The sequence below is a fragment of the Methanocella paludicola SANAE genome, assembly GCF_000011005.1.
Lineage (GTDB): Archaea > Halobacteriota > Methanocellia > Methanocellales > Methanocellaceae > Methanocella > Methanocella paludicola.
Genome location: NC_013665.1, coordinates 1621624 through 1647848, shown reverse-complemented (window position 1 = coordinate 1647848; position 26225 = coordinate 1621624). Strand labels below are relative to the sequence as shown.

The following is a 26225-nucleotide window of genomic DNA, read 5'->3' as shown; positions in this document are numbered from 1 at the left end:
GCCTGACATGGTGAACATTGTTCACTAACCTTTAATACGGATTACTTACTAATAAAGTTTTTGAACAAGGTTCACCAATAGGGGTAACGAATGCTTGCGAAAAAGAAGGTTCCCGGCGACAGGAGACCGGTCACCCGGGATAAGGAGGCGAAGATCGACTCCATCATTGAGGCCACCCGGGAGCTGATCGTGTCCATGGGATACGACAAGGTTACTATCCGGGACATCGCCGAAAAAGCAGATGTCAGCATCGGCCTTATCTACAAGTATTTCCCGGAAGGCAAGTTCGACATCCTCATCAAAGGCTTTGGCGCCCAGAACATCGACGGCCTGATGATGGTAAGCCGGCAAGAGGCCATCGACTATGATGATTTCCCGGGCTACATCCGCAGTCTGATCATTCACTGGCAGGAAATAATGGAGACTAATAAACCTTTGATCAAGGCCCTGACCATCGCCGCACTGACGGAAGGCGAGATGGCGGGCGAAATAAAAAAGGTCGATATCAAGGATTACCTGGCTATCGCGGACGTTTTCTCCCGGTTCAGGGGCATCGACATCGGCGATAAGGATCCCATGGAAATGCTGGCATACTGGGGTATGACCATAAAAGGTATCCTTATGCTGGACTTGATCTATCCGGTGCCCTTTGCCAATAAAAGTGCTCTGACAGACCTGCTGGTCGACATGTCCCTGAACATCTGGGGCTACCGGCGCGGTAAATAGTAACCAATAAGTATATCCTTTGTTATATTGTAGCCCGTCATATTCGCTCATAGGGAGCATCGTTACATGGAATCTCAAGAGATCGAGCTCATTACTCAAAAGCTGGCGCTCCAGAACGCCTATAAGTATGGTAAAGCCCCGCAGGCCGGGGCCGTCATGGGTAAGCTGCTGGGCACCCACCCCGAATTGAAGGCACAGGCAAAGGAGCTTATGCCCATCATCAGTAAAGTCCTCTCCGACGTCGGTAAAATGTCCCCCGAAGATGTTAAGTCGAAGCTGCAGAGCATCGCCCCCGAGCTTATTGAGGAGTTGCACGTCAAGAGGGAGGCAAGGAAAGGCCTGCCTGAACTGGACATCTCGAACGTCAAGCCCGGCCAGAAGGTCACGCTGCGTATCGCCCCTAACCCGAACGGCCCTCCGTCGCTGGGCAACGCCCGCGGCATCATCGTCAACTACGAGTACGCCCGGATGTACGACGGCGTATTCATCATGCGTTTCGACGACACGGACCCGTCCATCAAGAGGCCCATGCTGGAGGCCTACCAGTGGTACGTCGACCAGGCGAAATGGCTTGGCTGCCCGCCCGATAAGGTCGTCATCGCCTCGGACCGCATCCCCCTTTATTACGAGTACGCCGAGAAGCTCATCGATATGGGCAAGGCGTACGTCTGTTTCTGCGACCACGACTCGTTCAAGGCGCTGAAGGATAAGGGAGAGCCCTGTCCTCACCGTAACGCGTCGCCCGAAGAGAACATGAAGAACTGGAAGGCAATGCTGAACGGCGACTTCGAGGAGAAGGTCGTGCTCCGCATCAAGACGGATATAAGGCACAAAGACCCTGCTATGAGGGACTGGGTCGCTTTCCGTATCGTTCGTGAGCCCCACCCGAGGACGGACGACAAGTACCTCGTCTGGCCCATGCTGGACTTCGAGTCGGCCATGGAGGACCACTTCCAGGGTGTTACGCACATCATCCGCGGTAAGGACCTCATGAAGACGGCGGATAAGCAGCGCTACGTTTACGAATATTTAGGCTGGGAGTACCCGCACGTCAACCACTGGGGCAGAGTGCGATTGCTGGGTTTCGGCAAGTTCTCCACGAGCGTTATGAAGAAGGGCATCGAGGCCGGGGAATACACCGGCTGGGACGACCCGCACCTGCCGACCGTGGCTGCGCTCAAGCGCCGGGGCATAGAGCCCGAGGCCATTAAGAACGTAATGGTGAACATGGGCGTGACCGAGACGGATATCGAGTTCAGCATGGACACGCTGTACGCCGAGAACCGCAAGATCGTGGACCCGCGGGCGAACCGCTACTTCTTCGTGAAGGACCCGGTGCCTCTGAAGGTCAATGGCGCTCCGCAGACGACGGCGAAAGCTCCGCTGCACCCGCTGCACCACGAGCGCGGCTTCCGGGAGATATGCGTATGCGATGATCCCACCATCCTCGTTACGCTGGAGGATAAGGGACAGACGAAGGTCGGCGATATTCTGCGGCTGAAAGACCTATTCAATGTCCGTGTCATGTCGCTAGAGCCGTTCGAGGCCGAGTATATCGGTAACGATCTGGCTGTGCTTAAGCAAGGTGCTAAGATTATTCACTGGGCGCCGACGGATGGCTTTACTGTCCGTGTCCTGGGCCCCGAGGGCGAGTTCCATGGTGTGGCGGAGCAGGGTATCCATAACGAGCTGAACAATGTCGTGCAGTTCGAGCGTTTCGCCTTCTGCCGTATTGACTCTATTAATGGGGTTATCGTGGCCTATTACACGCACCCCTAACCTTTTTTAATTTTTTGTTCTTCTCATGATTACTGCAATTTTATACAATCCTTTTTAAGTCACTAAGCGTACAGAGGCACTATTTTCACCACAATGGCACGGAGCGCACTGAGTTTCACAAAGACTTTTTTAAATGTGAGTCACAAAGGCCACAGAGCAGGCTTTTTGGGTTATAAGGCACGAAGGGGACAATGGCACGATGGCAAAAAGTGCTCTTGTTCATTCCGTTGTGCCATTATATCCTTTGTGCCCTATCGTTAATGAACCGGGCTTTGTGGCCTCTGTCCCTCACATTTAAAAGAAATCTTAGTGGGCCTTCGTGAACTCCGTGCCATTGTGGTGAAAACTGTGCCTCTGTACGCTTAGTGCCTCGATGAAAATTTTTAGGAATTATATCCGAAGCAGTACCAGCGTTATGAGCACAATATAAAACACGCCGCAAAGCAGCAGGGTCCAGATCTTCAGCGTATCCTTACTCGAATTAAAGTACAAAACGGCTGCAGAGAACAGTGCGATAGCGATGCTGATGATCTGCAAAAGCTGGGTCGGGTCCCCGGGGCTGAAGTGCCACGGAGTAAGCACGATACCGATGAAAGCCAGAATACAGCTCTGGTAGACCATGGCGCCCAGGATGTTACCCACCGCGAAGATGTCCTTACCTTCCCTGACCCAGAGGATGCTGTTGAACATCTCAGGCAATTCAGTCGCCAGAGGGCTGATGAGCAGCGAGAGGATGAGCGGGCTGATGCCGAGAAGGGTGGCCGCCTCGTTGACCTGGTTGACGAAAATGTTGGCTCCCAGCACGATGATCGCCAGCGATATGAAGACCTGCGCCACGATGGTGATCAATGAGGGCTCGGCGCTTGCATCGACCTTATTTCCCGTGAGCTTTCCGACGTACGAATCAAAGTAGAGGCACTTGGTCTCGTCCTCTTCGGACGTTTCACCATCGGCCTTAAGCGTGCGCACCATATAGGCGATATAGATCAGAAGCAGCCCGATAGCGATAATGAGCTTTACCGTCCGATACTCTTCGGGGATAAAGGCCGCGATGGCAGCAATGCCATATGCCAGGATGAAGAACCTCAGGTTGTTGCGGACCATTTTGCCGTTAACGTGGACGACGCCGGTAGCTTTATCCTTCGCCAACAGAAGGGCGGTCAGCCCGCAAAGGAAGAGCGCTATCGTGGACAGGGTGAAGGGAGAGCCAAGTATGGAGCCGGTGCCGATGTCCGTGCCGGCGTCGCCGGCGAGGAGCAGGATGGCAATGAGGGGCAGGATGGTCTCGGGAAGCGCCGTGCCGATGGCAGCGAGGATGCTGCCGACGGCGCTTTTCGTGAGCTTGAGCTTTTTGCCGGCCCATTCGACGCCGTTCGTGAAAAGCTCACAGCCGATGAGGATGATAATGAAGCTTAATAGGAATATTATGACGTCCATAGCGTTCCAAGTTAGGTTTCATTTATTGCCCATAAATTCTGCGGATGTTACGCCTTTTCAATGGGCTGGTATTTTTCAATGAGGTAGTTCCCGCAGGTGCCTATGAGAGCCAGCGGCAGGCATGCCCCGATGATGAGCCAGAACGTGCCGGAATGCTGTGCCAGCGTCTCGAGCGACGGGATGGGCACCTGCACCAGAAATGCGCCTACGGCGCAAAGGGGCACGGTAAGGAACCAGGCAAGCTGGCCTATGATGTGGAATCGCTGCTTGAGCGGAGGTATGGTGTAGAACATGCCCATGCCTACGCCGATCATGCCTATCGGCAATAATAGCAGACTTCTCGTTATAGCGATGAACAGGCCTATAAAAACGCATAAGCCGAGGCTGATGCCGCCCGATATCAGGTAAAACGAAGGCTTCGCCAGCTCGCCCATGTGGCCTTTAATGTCGAGCAGGATCTCTCTTATATTTTTTAATATGCCGCCGTTGAAGAAGATGTCGAAAAAACGGCCCATGGCCAGGGTGCCGCCCTGCAAGAGCAGGATAGCGATGATCGATATGACATAGTAGAACTGACTGATGCCCCCTCCGTCATACATGAGGGATATGGAAGATCCCAGCGTCACGGGAACGAGGATGAATAATAGAAACATCAGCCTGTATTCCTTTACCCATTGAACGAGGGTGCCGAGCATCGTTCTTAATATGAGGGGTTGGTATTTATAGAAAGTGGTTTTTAAGCCGGCGCCTGGCCAGCTCCACGTATTCTTCGTCGACCTCGTAGCCGACGTAGTGGCGATCGAGCATTTTTGCGGCGACGGCGGTCGTGCCGCTGCCGATGAACGGGTCAAGGACGACGTCGCCCTCGAAGGTGTAGAGCTTGATACAGCGGGAGGGTAGCTCGACCGGGTACGGCGCCGGGTGGCCTATCTTTTTTGCCGACTCGGAGCCGAATGACCAGACACTTTTCGTGTACTCGAGGAATTCTTCCTTCGTTATTGTCGATCTTTTATCACCCGGTGTTCGCGAGTATGACTGTTTGGAGAATACGAGTATGTACTCGTGGACATCCCTGAGCGTGGGATTTTTCGCCGACTGCCAGCTTCCCCATGCTGTCGATGTTCCCGCTGCAGATGCTTTGTTCCAGATGACCTCGCCGCGCATCAGGAACCCTGCTTTCAGCAGATCTTCAGCCATGAACGCGTGTAATGGCAAGTAGGGCTTTCGCCCTAGATTAGCGACGTTGAGACAGACACGGCCTCCAGGGACGAGAACGCGATAAACCTCTTCCCAGACGCAAAATAATAATGCCCGATACTCGTCCAGCGTGAGGTCATCGTCATATTCCTTGCCGACGTTATACGGCGGGGATGTGACCATCAAATGAACAGAATTATCCGGAAGCTCATCCATGCGCTCGCTGGACTTACAAAAGATCTTATTCAGGCGCTTCGCTGGTACCGGATTCTCGCCATGCTCGACGATATCCGGGGCCTGCAGGCCCTCGTACAGCCTGCCGCCATAAAACTTCGAGGAATCGTGACTATACCGGCCCGCGGAGCCGAAGGCGCTCGTCTCTGTACCATTGGCCTTCTTTCTCATCTAATACCCGAACTCCATATGAGCTTAAGAGCTTATCCACCTTTCGGCAATTATCAAAAGATAAGGAAATATTAAAGATACACTGCAAGAGATTGCTTTCATTATGAGGGGTAAGTTAAGGTTAGTGATTACTGTGATCATGTTAGCGGCCCTTTTTTCTACAGCCGCGACGATATCAATGGCCGCATCGTCGGTCAAGATGAAAGCGGTCGATTCCGGCGCATACGCGAACTTCGCTTTGGCTGAAGATGGTACGGTCTGGGCCTGGGGCAATAACCGGGACGGCCAGATGGGCATTGGCGACAAGAGCACGATATACGTGCCTTTCCAGATACCGGGCCTGACCGGCGTCAAGGCCTTATCGGCAGACGCGACGTTCACGCTCTTGCTGAAGGGGGATGGCACGGTCTGGGCGGCAGGTAAGAATGACCACGGGCAACTCGGCGACGGCACTATGACGGACCGCTCGAGCTTCGCGCAGGTTAAAGGCCTCAGCAATATCGTAGCCATCGACGCAAAGGACTCGGTGGGCATGGCGCTGAAGGACGACGGCACCGTCTGGGTCTGGGGCTATTACTCGTACGGCAGCGGTGCCAATAATAAGAACGTAACGGTTCCCGAAATTGTCCCGGGCCTTGCGAACATCAAGGCCATCTCCGCCGGCAACTGGCACTACCTCGTCGTGGATAAGGACGGCAACGCCTGGGCCTGGGGCAATAACCTCAACGGCCAGATCGGCATCGGCAGCTATGCCGCCCAGCCGACGCCCGTCAAAGTGACCGGCTTATCGGGCGTCAAGGACGTTGCGGCGGGCTACCAGTTCAGCCTGTTCTTGAAGGAGGACGGCACGGTCTGGGCCTGCGGCTGGAATAACCAGGGCGTCCTCGGCACGGGCACGTCCGGGTCGAAGGTGCCCGTACAGGTCCCCGGGCTGAGCGGCATCATCGATGTCGCGGCCTCGTCCGAGACGGCCGCAGCTCTCAAGGACGACGGGACGATATACGTCTGGGGCAATTACTATCCGTCCGCGATGAGCCTTAGCGTGGCGGGCCCCCCGATCAATACGCCCACGGCACTGACGGCGATCACCGGCGCGAAGGCCATTTCGGCGGACTTTAAGGCCCCCGTGCTGGCGTTAAACCAGAATGGCACGGTCTGGGGTATCGGCGGATTAAGCTATAGGGACCCGGAGACTGGCTACCTGGCAGAATCCGGAAAGGCTACGCAGATCAAGTTCATCGGATCGGCCTCGACGGCCGTCCCGACGGCCACTGCGGCGCCCACGGCGGGTTCCGCCACGACCGGGACGCAGACTCCATCCACGCCCCTATTACTGGCGATCGGCGTCTTTTGCATTGCCGCGATATTGAGGGCAGGAAAGAAATAATCGGACCATTGCCCTCGTCTTTTTTTATTTTATTATCATCAGCCATAATAATTTTGATATGCGTTTTTATATCCGGCCGTGAAACGCTTCTTGGGGTCGGACGGGATGATGGGAAAACAGGAAGACAGGAGCAGCCTCCAGGAGCAGCTGGACAGCGCGAAGGAATCGCTGCACGCCGTACTGGACATCGGGATGAGCGGGCACGACGCGGCGGACGCCGAAGAGCAGCTTTACGAGATCCTGCAAACGCTCATCGATCTATTCAAGGCCGACGGGGCCGTATTGCATTTACGCGAGGGGGATAACCTGACGGCGTTCATGGCGCTGGGCGCGGGCGAGGAGGCCGCGCAGCGCTTCACCGTGCCCATAGGCCAGGGCTTCGAGGGCATGATCGCCGAAACGAAGAACCACCTGTACGTCCAGGACGCCCAGGCCGACCCTCTCGTCATCAGCCCATATGTCCAGCGTGCCGGCATCCATTCAATGCTCGGCGTGCCTTTGTTGTATGGCGGGGAGGCCATCGGCGTTCTGCACGTCGACTGGCGGAAGACGCACCTGTTCAGCGAGCTGGAGCTGGAGATCTTAATGGTGGCAGCGGAGCGCTGTTCTTCGGCCATTGCCGTCGGCAGGCTGTGCGTGCTGAACCTCGACATGAACCGCCAGGCTTCCATGTACCTTGACATTATCGAGCACGATATCAAGAACCTGAACAAGGTCATTATCGAAGACCTGGATACGGTCCTTTCGGAAACGACGCTTGACCGGGACGCCAGGGATACCATCGACGCCGTTAAGAGGGATGTCGAGGAAAGCGAGACCATCGTCGATAATGTCCGCATCCTGCACCACACGCTCAGCGAAGACCTGCCCATCGAGTCAATGGACCTCGATGGGTTGATCGAGGACGCAATAAAGGAAGTGGACTGGCCGCAGACGAAGAGCGTGGATATCCACTATACTCCGCAGATGGGGCGGATAGTGAACGGCAGCACCGTGTTGAAAGACGTTTTCTATACGCTGATGAATAATGCCATCATGTGCTCCCGCGGGGACGTCGCGCTCGACATCAAGGTGGACAAGGTGCACATCGACACGCAGCCTTACTACACGGTGTCCATCATCGATAATTCTCAGGAGATCCCTGACGAGACCCGGAATGAGCTGTTCACGTTCCACCTTGGCATTACGCAGGCGCACGGGAAGGCGCTGCCATTGTTTCTGGTGAAGCTGGTGCTGGACCGGCTGGGCGGGGATATACGCGTGGAGAGCCGTGTGCCGGGGGATTATAAGCAGGGCAGCGAGTTCATTATCACATTGCCCGCGATCGAGGCGCAGGTGGTGCCCGAGCCAGAGCCTGTATATCCTTAATATACATTTTTTTATCATGCATTGTTTCCGGTATACGCTGTTTTGTTTGGTCGGTATCACTTTTGTTTGGTCAGTAACACGAACCTCTCCAAAGTAATTAAACCACGAATTTTTTTTATAATTTTTACTCACTAAATCCCTGAGCCTCTAAAACACCGTCAATGCCCGAACTCTCAAATACTCTGGGCATTGCACGAATTCACAAACGCGCTAACCCGAAACGAATGCTCTAATGCTCGAATGCACGTTTGAAACGCTAAACGACATAGCACTAACTCTCTAAGGCTCGGCTAAAACGCTAACGGCACTAAAACCCCTAACTACGGGGAACGACCGGGCTCTTTGAGTGTTGGTGCTCCACTGTTTAGCGTTTCAAACGTGATTTAGAGACTTAGAGCTTTCTTTTCGGGTTAGCGCGTTAGAGGCTTAGAGCACTGCCCTGTGTATTAGAGAGTTCGGGCATTGACGGTGTGCTAGAGCATCTGAGGCTTAGTGAGTAAAATCTTAAAAGAAAATTCGTGTTTTAATTCCTTTGGAGAGGTTCGTGTTACCAACCAAACAAATCTACTGCAATGGAACCTATTAATAAGTATTGTAAATAACGATATAGAAAAAAACACTTAAACTATAAGGGCAAATAAATTAAGGGATTGGTTTTTATGGCTACACGCTCGACTAATAGATCGCCCGGGTTAACGAAGGATAAGCTCGATGAGGCCGTATCGCTTTTAAAGAGTGCCCACGCGAACATGCAGAAGGGCAATTTCGACAGGGCCATCGTTGATTTCAAGGGCATGCTGGCCATCAACAAGGACTATGCGCCCGCGCATTTCGGCCTGGGGCTGGCGTACAATGAAAAGGGCGATGCGAAGAAGAGCATAAAAGAGCTTAAGAGGGCTATCGAGCTGGACCCTGATGTCGTTCAGCCAAGGACGTCTCTCGCGCTGGTCTATTTAAACCTGGATAAGCCGAAGGATGCCGAGAGGGAGCTGGAAGGCGCGGTCGAGGTCGGCAAGAAGGATACGGAGTCGCGTTTTTACCTGGCGAACGTGTATTACATGAACGGCAAGAGCGACGAGGCCGTCGCCATTCTCAAAGAGGCGCTGAAGCTCGACCCGATGTTCTCTGACGCACGCTATAATCTGGGCATCCTGTATATGGCAATGGGCCAGAGGAGTAAGGCTATTAAAGAATTACTGAAAGCCATTGAGCTTGACCCGGATGATATCGATGCCCGGAGGAACCTGGCGAAAGCCTATATCGGGCAGGAGAAGTACGGCCTGGCGCAGGAACAGCTTGATATTGTTCTGCTGGAGTCGCCTAAGGATCAGGAAGCTCGGGATCTGCTGGATGACCTGGACAAGGAAGAAAAGGCCGAGCAGAAATCTGTTAAGCCGAAGCCGAAAGCTAAAGCCATAAAGGGTAAGGTCGTTAAGAAAGTTGCGAAGCCGAAGCCGAAAGCTAAAGTGAAAAAATGATCTTTTAATTATTCGCTCTTATTCGTGACCTATCCTTCCCAATATTGATAATTCCAATCCGATGTTCTGGTATGGCCGGGTTCTTGATCGGATCGTACCTGTCACACAATAGCTCGCTGCATTCACCGCAATGCCCGTAGTGCCGGGTATTCACGCAGCAGTCATATACCGGGGAGATGCCGATACCTATTAATTCAGTCCAGAAGGGCTTTTCTTTAACATCGTCACGGTCCTCGCAGCCATTGCCTAAATTTATGCAGGAGCCGCAGAAGAGGCAGCAAACGGCTGGTAATGTATCTTCAGGCATAATTGGTCATGTGCGATAAATGGTTGATAAATAACGGGTTAGAGTATAGTAAAAGTAATCTGATATTTAGCTTATGATATAGCTTCAATGACCAGCTTTTTATCCTTTACGGCAAACTTCACTCGAGTTCCCTCTTTAATACCAACGATCTCTGCAAGATCTTTTGGTATACGGATTGCCAGACTACCGCCTATTTTGAATGTTTTTCTATTATAGTACTGGTACAGTTCTTCATGCGCTTTGAGGTCTAACCATTCATCCTGGCATTTGGGGCAGACTTCAACCTCGCAGAATAGACCTTTCTCAATCTCTCTTCTCTCCCTATTCATTGGAGTATTACAAATTGGACACCTGCTCATTTACATTCCTCCACTGTAATTATGTATAGGACCCCCTCTCTTATCGTACATATGAATTGTATTTTCCGATCTCCTATATCGCTCTGTAATATGCCGATGTTCCCGTCTTTATCGATATCTTTAATGACTCTAGCCGTTTTTATATAGTGTACGACATCCTCAGCATCCATTTTAAATCTAAGAGTTATGGCCTGGGATGCGTGTTTTTTCAACACTATGGGGATATTGTGAAAATCACGCAAAGCATATCCCCTGTATATATAAGTATATCTTTTTTGTATAAAAACATAATCGGCTAATTTTTATCACGGCCTTACTAATTTCATAAATATTAAAAACTTATATGCAAAAAAGTGTAATTAAGATATAGTATAAGAGTGTCTTGAAATAAATCGAGAATAATGCTATAATAGATTGATACTTTTGATAATTTAATTGATCATCATGAATGCAGACCCTACGACCTCTATTGTTGATTTAAAAGCTCGTATTAAATCCTTTTGCGAAGCCCGCGACTGGGACCAGTACCATAACGCGAAAGACCTGGCCATCGGCGTGAGTACGGAGGCCGGGGAACTGCTGGACCTGTTCCGCTTTAAGTCCCTGGAGGAGGTCGAAGGGATGTTCCGTAATGCCCGGGAGCGCGAGGATATCGAGGACGAGATGGCGGACGTGCTGTTTTTCGTGTTGAGGCTGGGGCAGAAGTACGACATCGACCTTGCGACGGCGCTGGCGAGGAAGATGGAGAAGAACGAGCTTAAGTACCCCGTCGAAAAGACCCGGGGCTCGAACCTGAAGTATGATAAGTTTTGAGTATCGGGCGCTTTTTTATTTCCTAAGGCTATTATTCCAGGATCTTATATCTTATATTGCGGTCTTCGATATGCCTGATAACCCGTCTGGTGAGACATGGGCAGATGTAAATGAGCCTGGCATTAGTGAGCAGTTTAACCGGGGCATGGGCTTTAAGATGAAATGCCGGTATGACGATGCTATCCGGGAATTTACGGCGATCGTTAATAATGTTCCGGACTTCTCTACTGCCCACTATGAGCTGGCGAAGACGTATCTTTTGATGGGCGAAAATCGGGAAGCCCTAAAGGAATTCGAGAGGGCGGCCAGGTTCGAGCCCGATAACATGGACATCCAGTTTTTCCTGCGCTACGTGCCTCAATTCACGAAGCCGCTGAGCGAGGAGCTGAAAGATGCGCAGAATGGGGTGGACATGGACGCAGGAGATGCCTTCGCACATAACAGGCTCGGCGTCATATTGCTCATGATGGACAGCCTGGACTGCGGGCTGCAGGAGATACAGTGGGCGGTGGAGCTCGAGAATAAGGCCGAATATCATTTGAACCTCGCCTACGCTCAATCGCTATTCGACGAGGGCGAGGCGTGGCGGGAGGCGGACCTGGCCTCGAGCATGGGGCCGGAGAACCTTGACGCACTGCTTTTTTTAGGGGCGCTATACATGGACCTGGGCAGGGAAGCCGATGCGTTTGCCACGTACGAAGATGCGGTATCGATCTATCCGGGTAGCGACCTGCTTCACTATCTCATAGGCAATGTATATTTTGCAGTTCAAAATATCGGAATGGCGAGAATAGAGATAGAGACGGCTGTAAAATTAAACCCGGATAATTACGCAGCGAGGAGGGCTCTGGCAGAGCTGTACATGATCAGTGGCCGGGACGATAAGGCGATCGACCAGCTCGAGGAATTGGTGAAGATGGAGCCGGGCGTTAAAGCTGCCCGGGAGAAGCTTGAACTGTTGAAAGCAAAATGACCAATATTATCCAAAGTACAGTACTGCTGTGATTATACTTGATGCGTTTACCTACTTTTTGCCTTACTCCGTACATTCTGATATTTAAGGCACTAAGTTGACCGAGGCACTATTCTCACCACAATGGCACTAAGGGCACGGAGTTTCACAGAGTCTTTTTTTAAATGGAGATCACAAAGTCCACAGAGCAGGCTTTTTGGGTTACAGGCACGAAGGGGACAATGGCACGGTGGAAAAAAGGATTACCAATTTGTCAGTTTTCTTAGTTCGCTATTCTTTTTATGCCGTCTTTTATAAGTGGAGAATTAAAATTAATAAGCAAGCCCAATCGGTTGTTTGATAGCTTTAGGTATGTAAGCAGTTGTGCTTCATGTACCGGTAGTACGGTTTCTACTGCTTTAATTTCGATGATGACGCAGTTCTCGACAAGTATGTCTATTCTTACGGCGTCTTCGATCCTTAATCCTTTGTACTCGATGGGTAGGGGTATCTGGGATTCTACTTTGAGGCCTCTTAGTGTTAATTCTTGTATCAGGCATTCTTCGTATACTCGTTCGAGTAATCCCGGTCCAAGTGTTCGGTGGACTGTTAATGCTGAATCGACTATTATGCCGGATATCTTGTTGGTTTTGTCGGGTATGGGCTCTTTTCTTTTATGCATAGTATATTAAGTGTAATTACCATAATATAACAATTTCTAATATTATTGAAAATAATGGTAATTGTTCATTACATTGTGCCATTGTCTCCTTTGTGCCCTATAACCTAATGAACCGGGCTTTGTGGCCTCTGTCCCTTACATTTAAAAAAGTCTTTGTGAGCCTTCGTGAACTCCGTGCCATTGTGGTGAGAATAGTGCCTCTGTAAGCTCAGTGCCTCAAATACGATAAATAGTTCTTAGTTTATATTTTATGGATGGTGCCAGTTTTTATCCCGGTATCGGTGTCGGTAGCGGCGTCGGTACCGGCGTTGGCAGGGCCGTGGGCGTCGGTGTAACTGGCACGAGGGTCGGGACTGGTGTTGGCGTCAGGGTCGGCTTCCAGGGCCACGGTATAGCCGGGAATCCCGGTGTCGCAGGCGGCTGTGGCGCACTCGGGACTGGCGGCACGCCGTACTGGCCATAGTTCTGGCCCGGGTTATACGAGGAGCCTGTCTGACTGTGAACGGGCTGTATGGCTAATACGATGATCAGCAAGAGCATTACGGCTATGATCCTGACTTTCACATTTTAAGCCTCCATTGAGGCAATGTGAGCATGGGGGCTAAACGTTATTCAGCGTTATATACAAAAGAAATTCAAAGCAGTATTGTTATATGCAGCTTAAAGATCAGTTGATTTTTCGAACACTGAAATATTGTATACCTGAGCGCAACGTCATTGTGTGAAAATACCATTGCTGTGCCATCGTTGTACTCAAAGTATTTATCATGCCTCTCCTCAATCCTGACCAACACCGGTGTAAATTTCATGGGAATAGAATCTAACTCAGCCTTAAGGAACAAGGATATTCATGGAAGGGAGCTTCTTAATGAGCTTAAAGCGATATCTTCTGCAAACTTAAGGTTAAAAGAGATCCTCCATAGATGTGAAAAAATATCGTATCCCGGCTCAGAAGCAGCCGGTAAAAGCGAGAAGCCTGGAACAGGGATAGAGGATACGAGGTCTCTGTTCGATGAGCTGAGAAAAACCCAGGAAGACATAGAGGCGCATAGTGAAAGAGTTAAGGATAGTTTATCGGATTTTTACGTTAACGATAAAGAGGTGTTAGCGACCAGGGAAGCCCTCGAAAAGAACGAAGAGCTTTTCAGGGTCCTGGCAGACACGTCATTGACCCCGATCTTTCTCGTCCAGAACGAGAGGTTCGTTTATACCAATCCCGCAGCCCAGAACACAATGGGATATTCCGATAAGGAATTTTTAGCCATGGACTTCTGGGAGCCTATACATCCAGATCATCGCGAGCAAGTCAAGGAATGCGGCCTCTCGATACACCGTAATGAGCATGTACATGGCCATCTCGAGGTCAAGTACGTTAAGAAGACGGGAGAGGAAGGCTGGGCGATCTTCACGGCAGCTCCTACCCTGTACAAAGGAGAGCCGGCCTGCGTCGTATCCGGCCTTGATATCACCAAGCGCAAGCGTGCAGAGACTGCCCTGACAGAAAGCGAGGAGAAGTTCAGGGTCCTGACGGAAACTTCCCGGGCAGCCATATTCTTCGTCCAAAATTCCATGTTCAATTACGTGAACCCGGCCGCAAGTCGCATTCTCGGGTATTCGGAAGAAGAGCTTTTACATATGAAGTACTGGGAAGTCGTCGACCCCAGCCTCAGGGAACAAGTAAAAGCGTATCGGCGGGCTCTCATCAGCGGCGAGCAAGTACCCAGGCATTTTGAATCTCAATTTTTAAAGAAAAACGGTGAGACTGGCTGGTGTGACCTGACCGTCGGCCATTTAAAGTATAAGGGAAATCATGCGACCGTCATCATTGCCTTTGATATTACTATGCGCAAGTTTGCCGAGATAGCGCTGCGGGAGAGCGAGGAGAAGTTCCGCGTGCTGTCGGAGACGTCGCCCGCGGCGATATTCCTGTACCAGGAGAACAAGCTGATCTATGCGAACCCTGCGGCTGTGAAATTCACTGGCTTTGATCCGGGGGAACTGTTAAAAAAGAACTTTTGGGACATGGTGCACCCGAAATACCGGGATATGGTAAAAGAAATAGGCCTGGCAAGGCAAAAGGGCGAACAGGTGCCATCCCGGTATGAAGTGCAGTATATCACGAGCAAAGGAGAAGTCAGATGGGCCGAATTCGCAGCCGGCCTGATCGATTATAAGGGAAAGCCCGCGGGCATCGTTATCGCCCTGGACATCACGGACCGGAAGCAGGCTGAAGCTTCGCTAATGGAGTCGAAAGCGCAGGCCGACCTGTATGTCGACCTGATGGGGCATGACATTAATAATTTAAACCAGGTGGCGCTGGGATACCTGGAGCTCGCGACCGAGAGGCTGCCGCTGGACGAATCAACCAGGGAGTTTATCGTTAAGCCGATGGAAGCGCTCGAGAAAAGCTCCCGGCTGATCGAGAAGGTGAGAAAACTGCAGATGATGAGGTCCGGGCACCTGGAATCGAAGACCGTTGACGTGGGAAAGATCATCGAGGACGTTGTTAAGACCTATTCTACCGTTCCCGGAAGGGACATCACTATTCATTATACGCCTGCCAGGGGGCTTGTTTCAGCAGATGAGCTGCTGACCGACGTGTTCTCGAACCTCGTCGTTAATGCGATTAAGCATTCGCCGTGCGATAGGCCACTGGTCATTGATATCGGCATGTCTGAACTGCACGAGGGCGGTAAGGACTTTTACCGGATAACCGTCGATGATAATGGCCCGGGCATACCGGATGAGAGGAAAGAGGCGGTTTTTGGGCGTTTCTCCAGTGGCGCGAACCGGATCAAGGGGAGCGGGCTCGGGCTGTATCTTGTGAAGTCGCTCGTGGAGAGCTATGGCGGTCGTGTGTGGGTGGAGAACCGAGTGGCCGGGAATTATAAAGCAGGTAGCAGGTTCGTTGTTGTGCTTCCTTCCAGGTAGATTAAAAGCAGCCCGGAGAGTATAAGCCCATTAAAGCTATAAAAAACGTATAAACAAATTCTTCAGGGCCTTATTCTAAAAGCATTTATCGTATAAGATAGCAAATGAGATTTATTAAGGATACTCATGGTCAGGAAACCGGCTTCTAATAACGAAAATGCTATATCATCGGAGGAGATAGCGGGCCGGAACGAAGACCTCGAGGCGGAGATCGAGAAACTCCGGTCACAAGGGCATATGACACAGGGCTTCATCGACAGCATCCCCGAGGCCCTGATGCTGCTGGACCTGAACGGCGTTGTCCTTATCGCGAACGAAACGCTGTCAAAGCGCCTGAATATTCCCCTTAACAGGCTGATCGGCTCGTGCATCTTTGACATTCTTGACCCGGGCGTCGCGTGGTTCCGAAGGGCAAAGATGGACGAGGCTTTTCGCGTGGGCAAACCGGTGAGCTTCGAAGATATTACCCACGGCAGAGTTATCCGGAGCACCGTGAATCCTGTCTTTTCTGAAGACGGACGGTTATACCGGGTCGCCGTGATCTCCATGGACGTCACGGAACTTCGGCTGGCAGAGGCGGCATTGCGCACAGGTGAGGAAGAATACCGGCATATAGTGGAGCTTGCGCCGACTGCGATCTACGAGATGGACATCATGGGCCGCCGCTTCTTACGTGTCAACGATGCCATGTGCCATGTCCTGGGCTATACCCGGGAAGAGCTTCTGGCCATGGAACCCTCTTCTCTCCTGGACGCGGGGACTAAGGCAATATTTCAGGAACGGATCCGGAATGTTCTGGCCGGCCTGAAGATCAACGAGTCCGTAATATTCGGTATAATAGGTAAGGGCGGGCGGAAGATCTACGCGTCTCTCAATACGAAGGTGCTCCATCGGGATGGTAAGCCCGTACGTGTCCTGGTGATCGCCCAGGATATCACGGAGCGCAGGCTCGCCGAGGAGCGGCAGGCGTTCCTGCTTAAGCTTAGCGATGCGCTGAGGCCGCTGACGGACCTGTCCGATATCCAGCTCACCGCATCCACGCTCCTGGGTAAGCACATCGGCGCCGACCGCGTGCATTACGGAGAGTACCATGACGATGGGGGATTCGTCATCGTTCCGCCCGGCTACTTACGCGAGGGTTTGAAGGACCATTCGGGACGGTATTCCATTGCCGACTTCGGCGAATCGCCGGCGGCTCTACGGGCCGGCCGTACGCTCGTCATCAATAATATCGAAACCTGGCCCATGCTTTCCGTGCCGGCGCATGCGATGTACCGTGCGCTCGAATTCATCTCTTTTGTCTCAGTGCCGCTGGTCAGGGAAGGTAAGCTAGTCTTGACGTTGACCGTAGTTTCCCGCACTCCGCGAGACTGGACGTCCGACGAGGTATCGATCATCGAGGAAGTCCATGCGCGCACCTGGGCCGCGGTCGAGCATGCCCGTGCGGAAAAAGAGCTGCGGGAGAGCGAGGCCCGGTTCAAGTCTGTGCTGGATAATTCGCGGGATTGTATCTATCGCATGAACGTGCATACCGGCCGCTATGAGTACATTAGCCCCTCCTGTAAAGATATCTTGGGCTATACGCCCGAGGAATTAATGGCTCTGGACGTCGAGACATCGCTGGCCATGGTTCATCCGGATGACCTTCCGGCGATGAGGGCGGCCGTTGTGCGCTGTATAGAGGTCGGAAGCGCAAAGGTGGAATACCGGCAGCGGACGAAAAGCGGCGAGCTTCGCTGGATATCCAATCATATGAACATTATCCGGGATAGTAGCGGGAGGCCGATATACCGGGACGGCAGCCAGCGTGATGTCACCGAGCGTAAGCTGAATGAGCTGAGGGTCCAGCAGCATAAATTGGTCCTTGAGGGCATCAATCAGATCTTCAGGGAGGCGATGTCTTCGGGCACGGAAGAAGCGCTGGGCGAAACCTGCCTCCGGGTAGCCGAGGATGTCACCCGGAGCCGGTTCGGGCTCATCTATGAAATAAATAAAGAGGGTCGCCTCGACTATGTTGCCCTATGCAATCCAGACCGGGATGCCGGCCGTGCAGTGAACCCCAGGGGCCACATCGTGATGAAGATGTGCTATCGGATGCGGGACCTGTCCCTACGGTTACTCAAAGACGGAAGGCCATTTTATATTAACGATCCCGCATCGCACCCGGACTTTACCGGTTTACCCGGGGACCATCCGCCATTAACGGCGTTCCTGGGCGTGCCTCTCCTGCAGTCCGGAGAGGTCACCGGCGTAATCGCCGTCGGTAACAGGGACGGCGGCTATAATAACGATGATGTGGCCGCGATGAGCGCCCTTGCGCCGGCGATCGTCGAGGCTTTTCATCGTAAGAGGATGGAGGCCGACATGAAGGAGGCTAGAGCCCAGGCCGAGCTATACCTGGACTTGATGGGCCACGACATCAATAACCTGCATCAGGTGGCTCTCGGTTACCTGGAGATCGCTCAGGATATGCACCCGGATGCCGGCCCGAATGAATTGCTCGATAAGCCTATTGAAGTTCTGCAGCGTAGCTCCCGCCTCATTAAGAATGTGCAGAAGCTGCAGAAGCACCGGCATGGTATCTATAAGACGGAGAAGATGGACCTGCTTTCTGTGTTGCAGAGTGTGCAGAAAGAGTTCGGGGGCGTGCCCGGTAAGAGTATTTTTCTTAACCTTAACGGTCATGAGCATTGCCACGTTCAGGCTAATGAGCTGCTGCACGATATTTTCGCTAATCTCGTGAGTAATGCCGTGCGTCATACGGGCGAGAAGGCGGAGATCATCATTGACGTTGACCGTGTTAATGCAGGCGGTGCGTATTATCGTGTCATTGTCGAGGATGATGGCCCCGGGGTACCCGATGGGTCTAAAGATAGGGTCTTTAACCGTATGCAAAATGGTTCGGCTAAAGGGATGGGGCTTGGGCTGTATCTTGTGAAGACGCTTGTAGATAGTTTTGGCGGGCGTGTGTGGGTGGAGGACCGGGTGCTGGGTGATTATGCTAAGGGTGCCCGTTTCGTGGTCCTGTTGCCCGCCGTTGAGACGATTTAATAGGGTGTTTTAATCGCTTGATATTGTTCGCGATTCATACATTCATGTTCAGCTCGTCTTTGAGGCACTAAGTTTACGGAGGCACTATTCTCACCACAATGGCACTGAGCGCACTAAGGTTCACAAAGATTTCTTTTTAGATGGAGGTCACAAAGGCCACAGAGCATGCTTTTTGGGTTTTAGGTCACAAAGGATACAATGGCACGATGGCAAAAAGTGCTTGCCTGTTCATTCGTTGTGGCACTATCACCTTTGTGCAATATAAAATAATAAACAAGTCTTTGAAAATACCGGAATTACCAGGCTTATCAGCTCATGTCCGTTAGTTCGTATGTTATGCGTACGTTGCTGTAGGCGTACTCGATCTTTACCGGTATGCTGATGGAGCTTTCGACCCAGATGGTGACGCTGTCGTAAGGGGTTTTTTGTGCGGCGTATTTTGCGGCGTCCTGGTAGGTGAATCCCTGTACGGTTACTGATTCGCGGCCTTCGAGGCGGTAATCGTAGTTCCTTGGCTCGGTGGCTTCGCCGTATATGCCCGTTTCTGAGGACGAGAAGTCCCTGTCTACGTTGGGCTGGATCTTCATGTGCCCGCCGAGGAGGGCGTGGTCTTTGTCGTAATAGTAGTCGGTGGTTTTGGCCAGGCTGTGGGAGGTGTCGTATTCATTGACTTTCCAGTGGTATGCGCTTCGGCCGTTGTATGTGTCTGTGGTGAGGTTGGAGTCGGCCCATTTGTATGGGCGTGTGCCGAGGTAGTCGGTGATGGTCGCCACGTATTCGTAGTTGTGGGTGTTGAAGGGGTTGTAGAGAGCTGTGCCAGGTATGAGGCCGTTTGCCGCGGGTAGTGTTGTTGGTTTCGGTGAAGGAGAGAGTGACGGGGTTGGTGTAATGGTCGGAGCCGATTGGCTCAGAGTTGGTGAGGGAATAGGTGTCGGGGTCACTGTTGCCTGTTGTATGCCTGTACACCCGGTTATGAGTATGATGGATGATAAAATCGCTATGGAAGCAATTAATTGTTTTATCATGCTTTTGGATGTTTGGGTTTATAACTTAATTATTTATCGCTTTTAATAGAGTGTATTGTCCTGTGATCGTCGACGGTGATGGGCTGTGTGTGGCGGATGGTTTTGAAGGTTTGACCTTTAACAGAATGCAGAAGGGTTCGGCCAGGGGCTGTTTATGAAGCTGTATAAAATTATATTATTTCAAATTCTTTTTAATTGAACTCTTCGTGATGAACTCATCATAGGTTGATTTCATATACGCCAACAGTTCGTCTTTATTTCTCGGGAACTTTTTACCATACTTTGATTCGACAAACTTAAAGGCTAATTCCATGTAGTCAAATGAAGCTTGCCGTAACCGGAGAACGTCATTTTTTTGATACTCTTCGAGAGTCACCCGCCCGAAGGAATCAACTCCATATCTCGAAGAAATGTATTCGGTCTCGATATCGCTAAGAGCAGGCAATAGCTTCTTGAAATCCTCTTGAAACGCAGTGGAATCGGGAATCAATACGGCCTCAACATAATCGCTGAACGTATGTTCCTTTGTAATAAGAATATTCATCGTAGCGAGGCAAGCTTTGGTAGATTTTTCACATAGCTGCTCCATGTGGAACAGGGCTAACGAGGGTATATTATCATCGATAGCAGCATCGATAAGCGATCTGTCAAAGATCGCATCCAATAAGTATCGGACGGCCCTAGTTTCCGCCAGGCTAGACATAGTATCCTACTTTGACCCCGTTGAGCACGAACGGCCTCATTTTTTTCGCTATGTCCTTATAGCGAGACATTACGTCTTTACCATAGATCTGCTTATGGTTGTGGTAGACTTCGTAGAGGAAAGGCGATGAAAATTCTAGCTCGTCAGTGCCCAGAATAAACAGCTCTAGCGGCCTTTTTATCTTACCTAGAAGTCCGTACCTGATCCGGGATATCCTTTTAATCTTATTGTCCGGCAGGTCATTTACTAATACCAGGATGTCGTAATCACTTTCTTTACGATAGTTCCCTCTGGCTACGCTTCCGAACAGGTAGATGGCTTCAACGTCGGGTAATTCTTTGTTGATCGCCTCTTTTATCAATTCAAGGTCGTTCCTGGTATCCTGGTCGAACATGATTCCTGAGCCAATTCATATTATGGGTCCGCATCATATAAACTTTTAACTTGTGGGGTGCTTGAAAGAAATGCCTTCGGATGGTTCTCTACGGGTTGGGGAGAGTCAAGGAAAATGAGCTCGGGCTGTACCTGGTGAAGTCGCTTCTGGACCGAAATCGGCTTCCGGCTGAAAAACAAGCTCGGTACAAACTATGCATATTTGCCTTATCCCAGAGTACAGGCGATTCAGCGGGATCTGAAATCGCTAAGCCGAAAGAGTTTGATAATTACGGCGCTATAAATCAATTTTTTTATGCCCAACTCTATTATCCATGGGTAGTCAAACCATTCAATACGATACAGATGGACGAAGACTATACGGTTGAGATGGACGATGCCGAGGCTTATGAAGCCCGTGAAGCTATTAACCGGGGCAGGGAGCTGATGGATGAATGTCGGTATGACGATGCAATCGAGGAATTTAAGCGGGTCACGAATAAGCTCCCTGACCATGCAGTTGCCCATTTCAAGCTGGCGGAGGCCTGGCTGATGACGGGCAATGGCGATGAAGCCTCAAGGGAACTGGAAAGGGCCGCGCGATTTGCCCCGGATGACCTGGATATACGTTTCTTTTTGCGGCATATTGCGCGTTTCAATAAAGCCCCTGATGAGGTATTAAAGGACGCCCGGATGGCGGTGGAGAAGAATGCTAATGATGCCGGAGCACATGATCGTCTGGGTACCCTTTTACTCATGATGGATGACATGAAAAGCGGCCGGGCAGAAGTCGAGAGAGCGGTAAAGCTTGCCCCGGATAAGGAGGAGTATCGTCTGGATCTCGCTTATGCATTGTCGTCTTTTTATGAGGGTGCAGCGCTGCGGGAGGTAAAAGCTGCACTGCGGCTGGCGCCCAGGTGGCTTGAAGCCTGGCTTTTTCTGGGCGCGTTCTACGCGGACTTGCGCCGGCTCGGCGATGCCATTAATGCTTACCGGCAGGCGTTGAAGATATATCCTGATAATGACCTCTTGCATTATCTTCTCGGGGATGCGTATTTTAAGGCTTTTAATGCTAGAAATGCCCGGATCGAGATGGAGACGGCCGTGGAGTTGAATCCGGATAATTATGAGGCGAGGCGTGTGCTCGCCGGTTTGTACCTGGTTCAGGGTTTGAAGGATAAAGCTATCGAGCAGTATGAAGTGCTTGTTGAGATGGAACCGGGTGTTGAGATGGTCCGTAAGAAGCTGGAGCTGCTTAAGCGAGGGTAGGGTTTATTATTGTATTCTTTTTCACTTCGTAGTCGACGTTTTCTCGAACGCCGCGAATCGTGCGAAAGGTAGTGGGTTAGGGATGTACTTGGTGAAGTCGCAGGTGGAGAGCTATTGCGGGAGCGTGTGGGTCGAGAACCGGGTGCGTGGGGAGTATAATGAAGGAAGCCGGTTTGTGGTAATGCTGCCTGCGGTTGAGTGATTCCTGTTTTAATCTTATATCGGCGCGGTATCGGTTTCACCACAAAGGCACTATGACACAATGGCGCACAAAGCCCTGTTCATTGGCGTTAAGGCACAAAGGATACAATGGCACAATAGAATGAACATGTTTTGCATTTTGCCACGTGATGTAGAAGCACCTTTTCAAAAATAGTTTGAGATTAGCTGGGGTACATGAAGATGAGTGCCGAATTTATGAATTAGTACAATTAGTCATGTAGAGCAAGAAGGTCAAGCTGAATCTAGAAAAGTTTTCAGAGATAGAAATATTATCAATAAAATATCATGATATCTTAGGGTTATGGTATGAAGAAAAATGAATTGTTGGCTAAAATTGAAAAGCTCGAATTCGATAAGAAATCAACAATTAACATTGATAATGATAATGCCGAACTTTATGTAATACGGCCTTCTGTTCTGCCCGGGTCGCTCAGAAATGAGTATGATGTAAAGAAGAATTTTCAAATATGGTTAAATCATCATTATAGAAACTTTAAACCAAATCATCTACGTGTTTTTATTGATTTGAACTTAAGGGTAAGAGCTAGGCCAGACTTAAAAAATAAATTATTAATGGCTTTTGACAATATATTTTATGGCAGCGATCCATTAGAAGAAGTTAGGGTTTTTGATAATGAACAATTCCCCCATTATCTAAATTCAATTAAAACAATAGCATGTTTATCTCAGTTGTTTTTGATCGAGCAAGAATTAAATTATACACGAGAGAGCAATTTTGATCCTAAAAATTTGTTTTATCAGGGATGGATTCGTCAATTTATTGACAATCCTAAAGAGATTGATAATATGTGTATGAGCGTTGCGAGATTTCAGCCGCCAACCTCTCAATATACCGATAAAGAAAATAAGAAAAATAGGAGATATCAACCGAACCTTAAACCTTTATGGTATTTGAAAAATGACGGACAATCAACCTTATAATTTAATTTATTTTTCTACTATATCTCAGTCTCGATAAATCTTCATGTTCTCGAGGTTTTCTAAATACATATAAATGCTCATGCGCTATTAAATAAATATTCAGTTTTTTTGCTTGCCCTTTCCAGTATGGTGTAGATTCACAATTATGTTGAGCTTTGATAATATCCTCTTTAAGCACGAAATTATTATCTAAAAATTTCTGCATGACATAATAGGATAGCGGAATGTAATGCTTCGCTCTTCTTGTGTCACCTATTAAAATTGCACAATAAGAGTCTTCTTTTAGAACTCGATAAAATTCTTTTATTCCTAATTCTAGTTCATCGCAAAACTTTTTTAGACTCGAAATATTAGAAAGATCGCCTTCTATTTTGCCTTCAGAATATTTTATGATATTCAAATATGGTGGATGCGTAACAATTAAATCTATACTATTTTCATTGATATCTCCTAAATTCCTAATATCTCCAATTTTGACATCGGGTTCATATTTTGATTCAGATTCAAAATTTAAGATGTTTTTTATTAACTCAATAGATTTAGGGTTAATATCAATACCAATGCCCCTTCTATTGAGTAACTTAGCTTCGACAAGTGTTGTTCCCCCGCCCGCCATAGGGTCTAAAACAACGTCTCCTTCTTTTGAATATTTTAAAATAATATTTCTCGCAATTTGAGGGGCAAAATTACCCCTATAATCAGGCGAATGTGTAGCCCAATCTCCTCTTTCTGGAAAAGACCAAAGGGTTGAATATTCTGGTTTGAAATTACTTGGATTTAAAGTAAGGGGCTGTTTATTTTTAATTTTATTGTTTATAGTAATTCCTCTTTAATAATTAGTTATTATTAACTCTGATATATAACCTCTTCCCTCTGCTTGGCAATTAATCATCCTATTAGCCCTTACTCGATTAATGTTATATCCACGATAAAGTTCATCAAAGAAGTTATCGTTTGGATTTTCATTTTTCGGGTCAGAATTACTTAAGATTAGATACGCACCTTTTTTATCCATTTTTTTATAGAACATAGCTAACCTTTTTTGTTCCTCATCGCCAAAACCATCTTTTGAATAGTCGGTAAAACTTGATGTATTATTTAGTGGTCTATATGGCGGATCAAGATAAACTAACGTTCCTTTTTGTATATACCTAGAAGTCTTCCCAAAGTCTCCACAAATTATCGATACACCTTTAAGAGCTCTGCTAACTTCGGTGATATTGTTTTCATCACATATCGTCGGGTTCTTATATTTTCCAAAAGGAACGTTGAACTCGCCTTTGCTGTTTTGTCTAAACAATCCGTTAAAACATGTTTTATTTAAAAAGATAAGCTTGGCTGTCCTTTCTATCCATTTATCACTATATTTTTTATAGTCGAATTGTTTATCTTCCTCATTGTACGAATTTCTGACTTGATAAAAATATACGCTTCTATCAGTTACGTTTTTACTAAGATATTCATTTTCCATATCGTGTAGGATTCTTATTAGCTCTTTATTGCTCTTTTTTATAGTGGTATAACCCAATACTAATTCGGGATTAATATCAAATAGATAAGCGCTCTTAACATTGAAGTTCTTTTTTAGATAAAAGAACATAGCGCCTCCACCAACGAATGGCTCTACATAGTTTTCGATAATCCTATCGGCTATGATTTGTTGTGGCAATCGTTTTTCAAGATCTTCAAGTAATTGTGTTTTACCGCCTGCCCATTTTAAAAAAGGCTTTGCATTGGTGATTTCTTTATTTGTTAGTGTTAATTGCATGCTTACCATCCATAATTTAATTTTATAGTATTAATTTTTCTTGTTAGCATACTTAGTTGCTATTGAGAGAACATCCTGCCAGGTCCAAGTCCCAATCATTTTATCGTCAATATAGTAGTCCGCACCGATTTTTCTAGTATCATTATTGTAGTAGGCTATCTTTGCCGGGCAATTTTCGTTAATATGGTCAAAAGGTATCCTATTAAAAATTAAAAAATCACGCATTTCCGAGAGCTGGGGGTCAACTCTGCATGACCAAATTATTATTTTATGGCCTAATTTTTTTATCTCTCTTATTGTATCGATAGCTTCGGGAATAGGTTCCCCTATCCCTGGGTATTTATCGATTACAATCGTACCATCAAAATCTATTGCAAATATCGCCATATTATCCCGAAAGAATTTCGTGTGAAGTGATACCAGTTTTACTTAATTATTTAATTTATTATCCTACAATTACTTTGTTAGTCTGCGATATGAAAATAATCGCACAACAAATATAAGCTAGATGTTTCAAATATACAAATTTATATGTCCGAGGAAACAAACAATAGCTCTTTTAAAGAGTTTATTGATGGAAGTGCTTTGGATTATTTTCAGGGGGGATTTGATCGTTGGCAGGTAAGATTAAAGAGACCAAATATAGGAATTCCTTGGTATCCTCCCACAGACACACAATATTTTAAATTTTTACGGGATTCAGCCAATATCTATGGGCCTGATACAATTTATAATGATTTTGTTAAAATATATGATATTACGACGAGTGATTTAAAGACTAGCACTAAGGCTTTTTCATTAATTAGCACCATTTCATCAAAATATAATAAAGACTCCCTTGAAATGGAAATTTGGTTATCTGTTCTCTATATGGCAATGGTTGCCGAAGAGAACAAACGTTGGACAAAGCTTGGAAAGAGGATAAAACGGCTTGGTGTACATCGTGTGCTATTAGAAAATGTACCACCCAAAATTGCGGCTGATGAAAGTAAAGGTAAACCTTGGAAAGTCATTGATGAAGAGTGCAAGATAAGAGGATTCTGATGACAATT

At 48.7% G+C, this 26225-nt stretch carries 26 protein-coding genes; 13 read left to right on the top strand and 13 right to left on the bottom strand.

The genetic code is table 11. The features are described from left to right. The first annotated feature begins 90 nt into the window (after nucleotides 1–90). Complete coding sequence (locus tag MCP_RS08235; RefSeq protein WP_012900381.1) at nucleotides 91–726, top strand: TetR/AcrR family transcriptional regulator; 636 nt, start codon at nucleotides 91–93, stop codon at nucleotides 724–726. Between the two features lie 66 nt (nucleotides 727–792). Then, complete coding sequence (locus MCP_RS08230; RefSeq protein ID WP_012900380.1) at nucleotides 793–2505, top strand: glutamate--tRNA ligase; 1713 nt, start codon at nucleotides 793–795, stop codon at nucleotides 2503–2505. A gap of 390 nt (nucleotides 2506–2895) precedes the next feature. Here the strand turns inward: MCP_RS08230 and MCP_RS08225 are convergent, their stop codons facing one another. Genes MCP_RS08225 through MCP_RS08215 form a run of 3 tightly spaced genes read right to left on the bottom strand, consistent with a single transcriptional unit; the run spans nucleotide 2896 to nucleotide 5544 of the window. Continuing rightward, nucleotides 2896–3942: a sodium:calcium antiporter gene (locus MCP_RS08225; RefSeq protein ID WP_012900379.1), complete on the bottom strand. Its 1047-nt coding sequence runs from the start codon at nucleotides 3940–3942 to the stop codon at nucleotides 2896–2898. 47 nt (nucleotides 3943–3989) lie between these two features. Further along, on the bottom strand, nucleotides 3990–4637 hold the full coding sequence (locus tag MCP_RS08220) for a hypothetical protein (protein ID WP_012900378.1): 648 nt from the start codon (nucleotides 4635–4637) through the stop codon (nucleotides 3990–3992). Between the two features lie 25 nt (nucleotides 4638–4662). Further along, complete coding sequence (locus MCP_RS08215) at nucleotides 4663–5544, bottom strand: DNA-methyltransferase (RefSeq protein WP_012900377.1); 882 nt, start codon at nucleotides 5542–5544, stop codon at nucleotides 4663–4665. 139 nt (nucleotides 5545–5683) lie between these two features. Between MCP_RS08215 and MCP_RS08210 the strand changes: the two genes are divergently transcribed. From MCP_RS08210 to MCP_RS08200, 3 genes are all read left to right on the top strand, one after another. After that, nucleotides 5684–6931: an RCC1 domain-containing protein gene (locus tag MCP_RS08210; protein ID WP_231845202.1), complete on the top strand. Its 1248-nt coding sequence runs from the start codon at nucleotides 5684–5686 to the stop codon at nucleotides 6929–6931. A 105-nt stretch (nucleotides 6932–7036) separates the two neighbouring features. Further along, entirely contained in the window at nucleotides 7037–8299 is a 1263-nt protein-coding gene (locus MCP_RS08205; protein WP_128860179.1) for a GAF domain-containing sensor histidine kinase, read from the top strand. 659 nt (nucleotides 8300–8958) lie between these two features. Beyond that, nucleotides 8959–9777 carry a tetratricopeptide repeat protein gene (locus tag MCP_RS08200; RefSeq protein WP_128567108.1) on the top strand — a complete coding sequence of 273 codons (819 nt, stop codon included), beginning with the start codon at nucleotides 8959–8961 and terminating at the stop codon, nucleotides 9775–9777. 378 nt (nucleotides 9778–10155) lie between these two features. Here the strand turns inward: MCP_RS08200 and MCP_RS08195 are convergent, their stop codons facing one another. Both MCP_RS08195 and MCP_RS08190 read right to left on the bottom strand, forming a co-directional pair. After that, entirely contained in the window at nucleotides 10156–10443 is a 288-nt protein-coding gene (locus tag MCP_RS08195) for an AbrB/MazE/SpoVT family DNA-binding domain-containing protein (RefSeq protein ID WP_012900372.1), read from the bottom strand. After that, complete coding sequence (locus MCP_RS08190) at nucleotides 10440–10685, bottom strand: DUF4258 domain-containing protein (RefSeq protein ID WP_012900371.1); 246 nt, start codon at nucleotides 10683–10685, stop codon at nucleotides 10440–10442. The genes MCP_RS08195 and MCP_RS08190 overlap by 4 nt, the downstream gene beginning before the upstream one ends. A gap of 202 nt (nucleotides 10686–10887) precedes the next feature. On the opposite strand from MCP_RS08190, the gene MCP_RS08185 reads away from it, so the two are divergent. Further along, on the top strand, nucleotides 10888–11256 hold the full coding sequence (locus MCP_RS08185; protein ID WP_012900370.1) for a nucleotide pyrophosphohydrolase: 369 nt from the start codon (nucleotides 10888–10890) through the stop codon (nucleotides 11254–11256). A gap of 70 nt (nucleotides 11257–11326) precedes the next feature. After that, the gene (locus MCP_RS08180) at nucleotides 11327–12229 is read left to right on the top strand and encodes a tetratricopeptide repeat protein (RefSeq protein WP_158301472.1); all 903 of its coding nucleotides are present in this window, start codon (nucleotides 11327–11329) and stop codon (nucleotides 12227–12229) included. A gap of 262 nt (nucleotides 12230–12491) precedes the next feature. Here the strand turns inward: MCP_RS08180 and MCP_RS08175 are convergent, their stop codons facing one another. Beyond that, nucleotides 12492–12890: a GxxExxY protein gene (locus MCP_RS08175; RefSeq protein ID WP_012900368.1), complete on the bottom strand. Its 399-nt coding sequence runs from the start codon at nucleotides 12888–12890 to the stop codon at nucleotides 12492–12494. Between the two features lie 267 nt (nucleotides 12891–13157). Continuing rightward, entirely contained in the window at nucleotides 13158–13454 is a 297-nt protein-coding gene (locus MCP_RS15685; protein ID WP_158301471.1) for a hypothetical protein, read from the bottom strand. A gap of 243 nt (nucleotides 13455–13697) precedes the next feature. Here MCP_RS15685 and MCP_RS08170 point away from each other — a divergent pair, with 243 nt between their 5' ends. Further along, the gene (locus MCP_RS08170; RefSeq protein WP_128859997.1) at nucleotides 13698–15821 is read left to right on the top strand and encodes a PAS domain S-box protein; all 2124 of its coding nucleotides are present in this window, start codon (nucleotides 13698–13700) and stop codon (nucleotides 15819–15821) included. 126 nt (nucleotides 15822–15947) lie between these two features. Next, on the top strand, nucleotides 15948–18872 hold the full coding sequence (locus MCP_RS08165) for a PAS domain S-box protein (protein ID WP_012900365.1): 2925 nt from the start codon (nucleotides 15948–15950) through the stop codon (nucleotides 18870–18872). A gap of 308 nt (nucleotides 18873–19180) precedes the next feature. Here the strand turns inward: MCP_RS08165 and MCP_RS08160 are convergent, their stop codons facing one another. Further along, the gene (locus MCP_RS08160; protein ID WP_128567107.1) at nucleotides 19181–19645 is read right to left on the bottom strand and encodes a hypothetical protein; all 465 of its coding nucleotides are present in this window, start codon (nucleotides 19643–19645) and stop codon (nucleotides 19181–19183) included. Nucleotides 19646–19694: 49 nt separating this feature from the next. Between MCP_RS08160 and MCP_RS08155 the strand changes: the two genes are divergently transcribed. Next, nucleotides 19695–19943, top strand: a complete 249-nt coding sequence (locus MCP_RS08155) for a hypothetical protein (protein ID WP_128567106.1) — start codon at nucleotides 19695–19697, stop codon at nucleotides 19941–19943. 129 nt (nucleotides 19944–20072) lie between these two features. Here MCP_RS08155 and MCP_RS08150 read toward each other — a convergent pair whose 3' ends face one another. Both MCP_RS08150 and MCP_RS08145 read right to left on the bottom strand, forming a co-directional pair. Beyond that, nucleotides 20073–20600 carry a HEPN domain-containing protein gene (locus MCP_RS08150; RefSeq protein ID WP_012900363.1) on the bottom strand — a complete coding sequence of 176 codons (528 nt, stop codon included), beginning with the start codon at nucleotides 20598–20600 and terminating at the stop codon, nucleotides 20073–20075. Next, nucleotides 20593–20994, bottom strand: coding sequence for a nucleotidyltransferase domain-containing protein (locus MCP_RS08145; protein WP_012900362.1), 402 nt, complete (start codon nucleotides 20992–20994; stop codon nucleotides 20593–20595). The genes MCP_RS08150 and MCP_RS08145 overlap by 8 nt, the downstream gene beginning before the upstream one ends. A gap of 344 nt (nucleotides 20995–21338) precedes the next feature. Here MCP_RS08145 and MCP_RS08140 point away from each other — a divergent pair, with 344 nt between their 5' ends. Continuing rightward, a complete protein-coding gene (locus tag MCP_RS08140) occupies nucleotides 21339–22241 on the top strand; it encodes a tetratricopeptide repeat protein (protein WP_158301470.1) in 903 nt (300 codons plus the stop codon). A 528-nt stretch (nucleotides 22242–22769) separates the two neighbouring features. Then, nucleotides 22770–23405 (top strand): hypothetical protein, encoded by a 636-nt coding sequence (locus tag MCP_RS08135; RefSeq protein ID WP_012900359.1) that lies wholly within the window; start codon nucleotides 22770–22772, stop codon nucleotides 23403–23405. 1 nt (nucleotide 23406) lies between these two features. Here the strand turns inward: MCP_RS08135 and MCP_RS08130 are convergent, their stop codons facing one another. The 3 genes from MCP_RS08130 to MCP_RS08120 are packed head-to-tail and all read right to left on the bottom strand — an operon-like array spanning nucleotide 23407 to nucleotide 25560. After that, nucleotides 23407–24210 (bottom strand): TRM11 family SAM-dependent methyltransferase, encoded by an 804-nt coding sequence (locus tag MCP_RS08130; protein WP_128567105.1) that lies wholly within the window; start codon nucleotides 24208–24210, stop codon nucleotides 23407–23409. A 24-nt stretch (nucleotides 24211–24234) separates the two neighbouring features. Beyond that, nucleotides 24235–25173, bottom strand: a complete 939-nt coding sequence (locus tag MCP_RS08125) for a DNA adenine methylase (protein WP_012900357.1) — start codon at nucleotides 25171–25173, stop codon at nucleotides 24235–24237. A 30-nt stretch (nucleotides 25174–25203) separates the two neighbouring features. Beyond that, entirely contained in the window at nucleotides 25204–25560 is a 357-nt protein-coding gene (locus MCP_RS08120; RefSeq protein WP_012900356.1) for a hypothetical protein, read from the bottom strand. Nucleotides 25561–25704: 144 nt separating this feature from the next. On the opposite strand from MCP_RS08120, the gene MCP_RS08115 reads away from it, so the two are divergent. Then, nucleotides 25705–26217, top strand: a complete 513-nt coding sequence (locus tag MCP_RS08115) for a DUF7004 family protein (RefSeq protein WP_012900355.1) — start codon at nucleotides 25705–25707, stop codon at nucleotides 26215–26217. The last annotated feature ends 8 nt before the right edge of the window (nucleotides 26218–26225 follow it).

Coding starts and splice junctions, on each gene's coding strand:
- MCP_RS08235 (WP_012900381.1), top strand. CDS start 91: ATGCTTGCGAAAAAGAAGGTTCCCGGCGACAGGAGACCGGTCACCCGG.
- MCP_RS08230 (WP_012900380.1), top strand. CDS start 793: ATGGAATCTCAAGAGATCGAGCTCATTACTCAAAAGCTGGCGCTCCAG.
- MCP_RS08225 (WP_012900379.1), bottom strand. CDS start 3,942: ATGGACGTCATAATATTCCTATTAAGCTTCATTATCATCCTCATCGGC.
- MCP_RS08220 (WP_012900378.1), bottom strand. CDS start 4,637: ATGCTCGGCACCCTCGTTCAATGGGTAAAGGAATACAGGCTGATGTTT.
- MCP_RS08215 (WP_012900377.1), bottom strand. CDS start 5,544: ATGAGAAAGAAGGCCAATGGTACAGAGACGAGCGCCTTCGGCTCCGCG.
- MCP_RS08210 (WP_231845202.1), top strand. CDS start 5,684: ATGTTAGCGGCCCTTTTTTCTACAGCCGCGACGATATCAATGGCCGCA.
- MCP_RS08205 (WP_128860179.1), top strand. CDS start 7,037: ATGATGGGAAAACAGGAAGACAGGAGCAGCCTCCAGGAGCAGCTGGAC.
- MCP_RS08200 (WP_128567108.1), top strand. CDS start 8,959: ATGGCTACACGCTCGACTAATAGATCGCCCGGGTTAACGAAGGATAAG.
- MCP_RS08195 (WP_012900372.1), bottom strand. CDS start 10,443: ATGAGCAGGTGTCCAATTTGTAATACTCCAATGAATAGGGAGAGAAGA.
- MCP_RS08185 (WP_012900370.1), top strand. CDS start 10,888: ATGAATGCAGACCCTACGACCTCTATTGTTGATTTAAAAGCTCGTATT.
- MCP_RS08180 (WP_158301472.1), top strand. CDS start 11,327: ATGCCTGATAACCCGTCTGGTGAGACATGGGCAGATGTAAATGAGCCT.
- MCP_RS08175 (WP_012900368.1), bottom strand. CDS start 12,890: ATGCATAAAAGAAAAGAGCCCATACCCGACAAAACCAACAAGATATCC.
- MCP_RS08170 (WP_128859997.1), top strand. CDS start 13,698: ATGGGAATAGAATCTAACTCAGCCTTAAGGAACAAGGATATTCATGGA.
- MCP_RS08165 (WP_012900365.1), top strand. CDS start 15,948: ATGGTCAGGAAACCGGCTTCTAATAACGAAAATGCTATATCATCGGAG.
- MCP_RS08155 (WP_128567106.1), top strand. CDS start 19,695: ATGAGGCCGTTTGCCGCGGGTAGTGTTGTTGGTTTCGGTGAAGGAGAG.
- MCP_RS08150 (WP_012900363.1), bottom strand. CDS start 20,600: ATGTCTAGCCTGGCGGAAACTAGGGCCGTCCGATACTTATTGGATGCG.
- MCP_RS08145 (WP_012900362.1), bottom strand. CDS start 20,994: ATGTTCGACCAGGATACCAGGAACGACCTTGAATTGATAAAAGAGGCG.
- MCP_RS08140 (WP_158301470.1), top strand. CDS start 21,339: ATGGACGAAGACTATACGGTTGAGATGGACGATGCCGAGGCTTATGAA.
- MCP_RS08135 (WP_012900359.1), top strand. CDS start 22,770: ATGAAGAAAAATGAATTGTTGGCTAAAATTGAAAAGCTCGAATTCGAT.
- MCP_RS08125 (WP_012900357.1), bottom strand. CDS start 25,173: ATGCAATTAACACTAACAAATAAAGAAATCACCAATGCAAAGCCTTTT.
- MCP_RS08120 (WP_012900356.1), bottom strand. CDS start 25,560: ATGGCGATATTTGCAATAGATTTTGATGGTACGATTGTAATCGATAAA.
- MCP_RS08115 (WP_012900355.1), top strand. CDS start 25,705: ATGTCCGAGGAAACAAACAATAGCTCTTTTAAAGAGTTTATTGATGGA.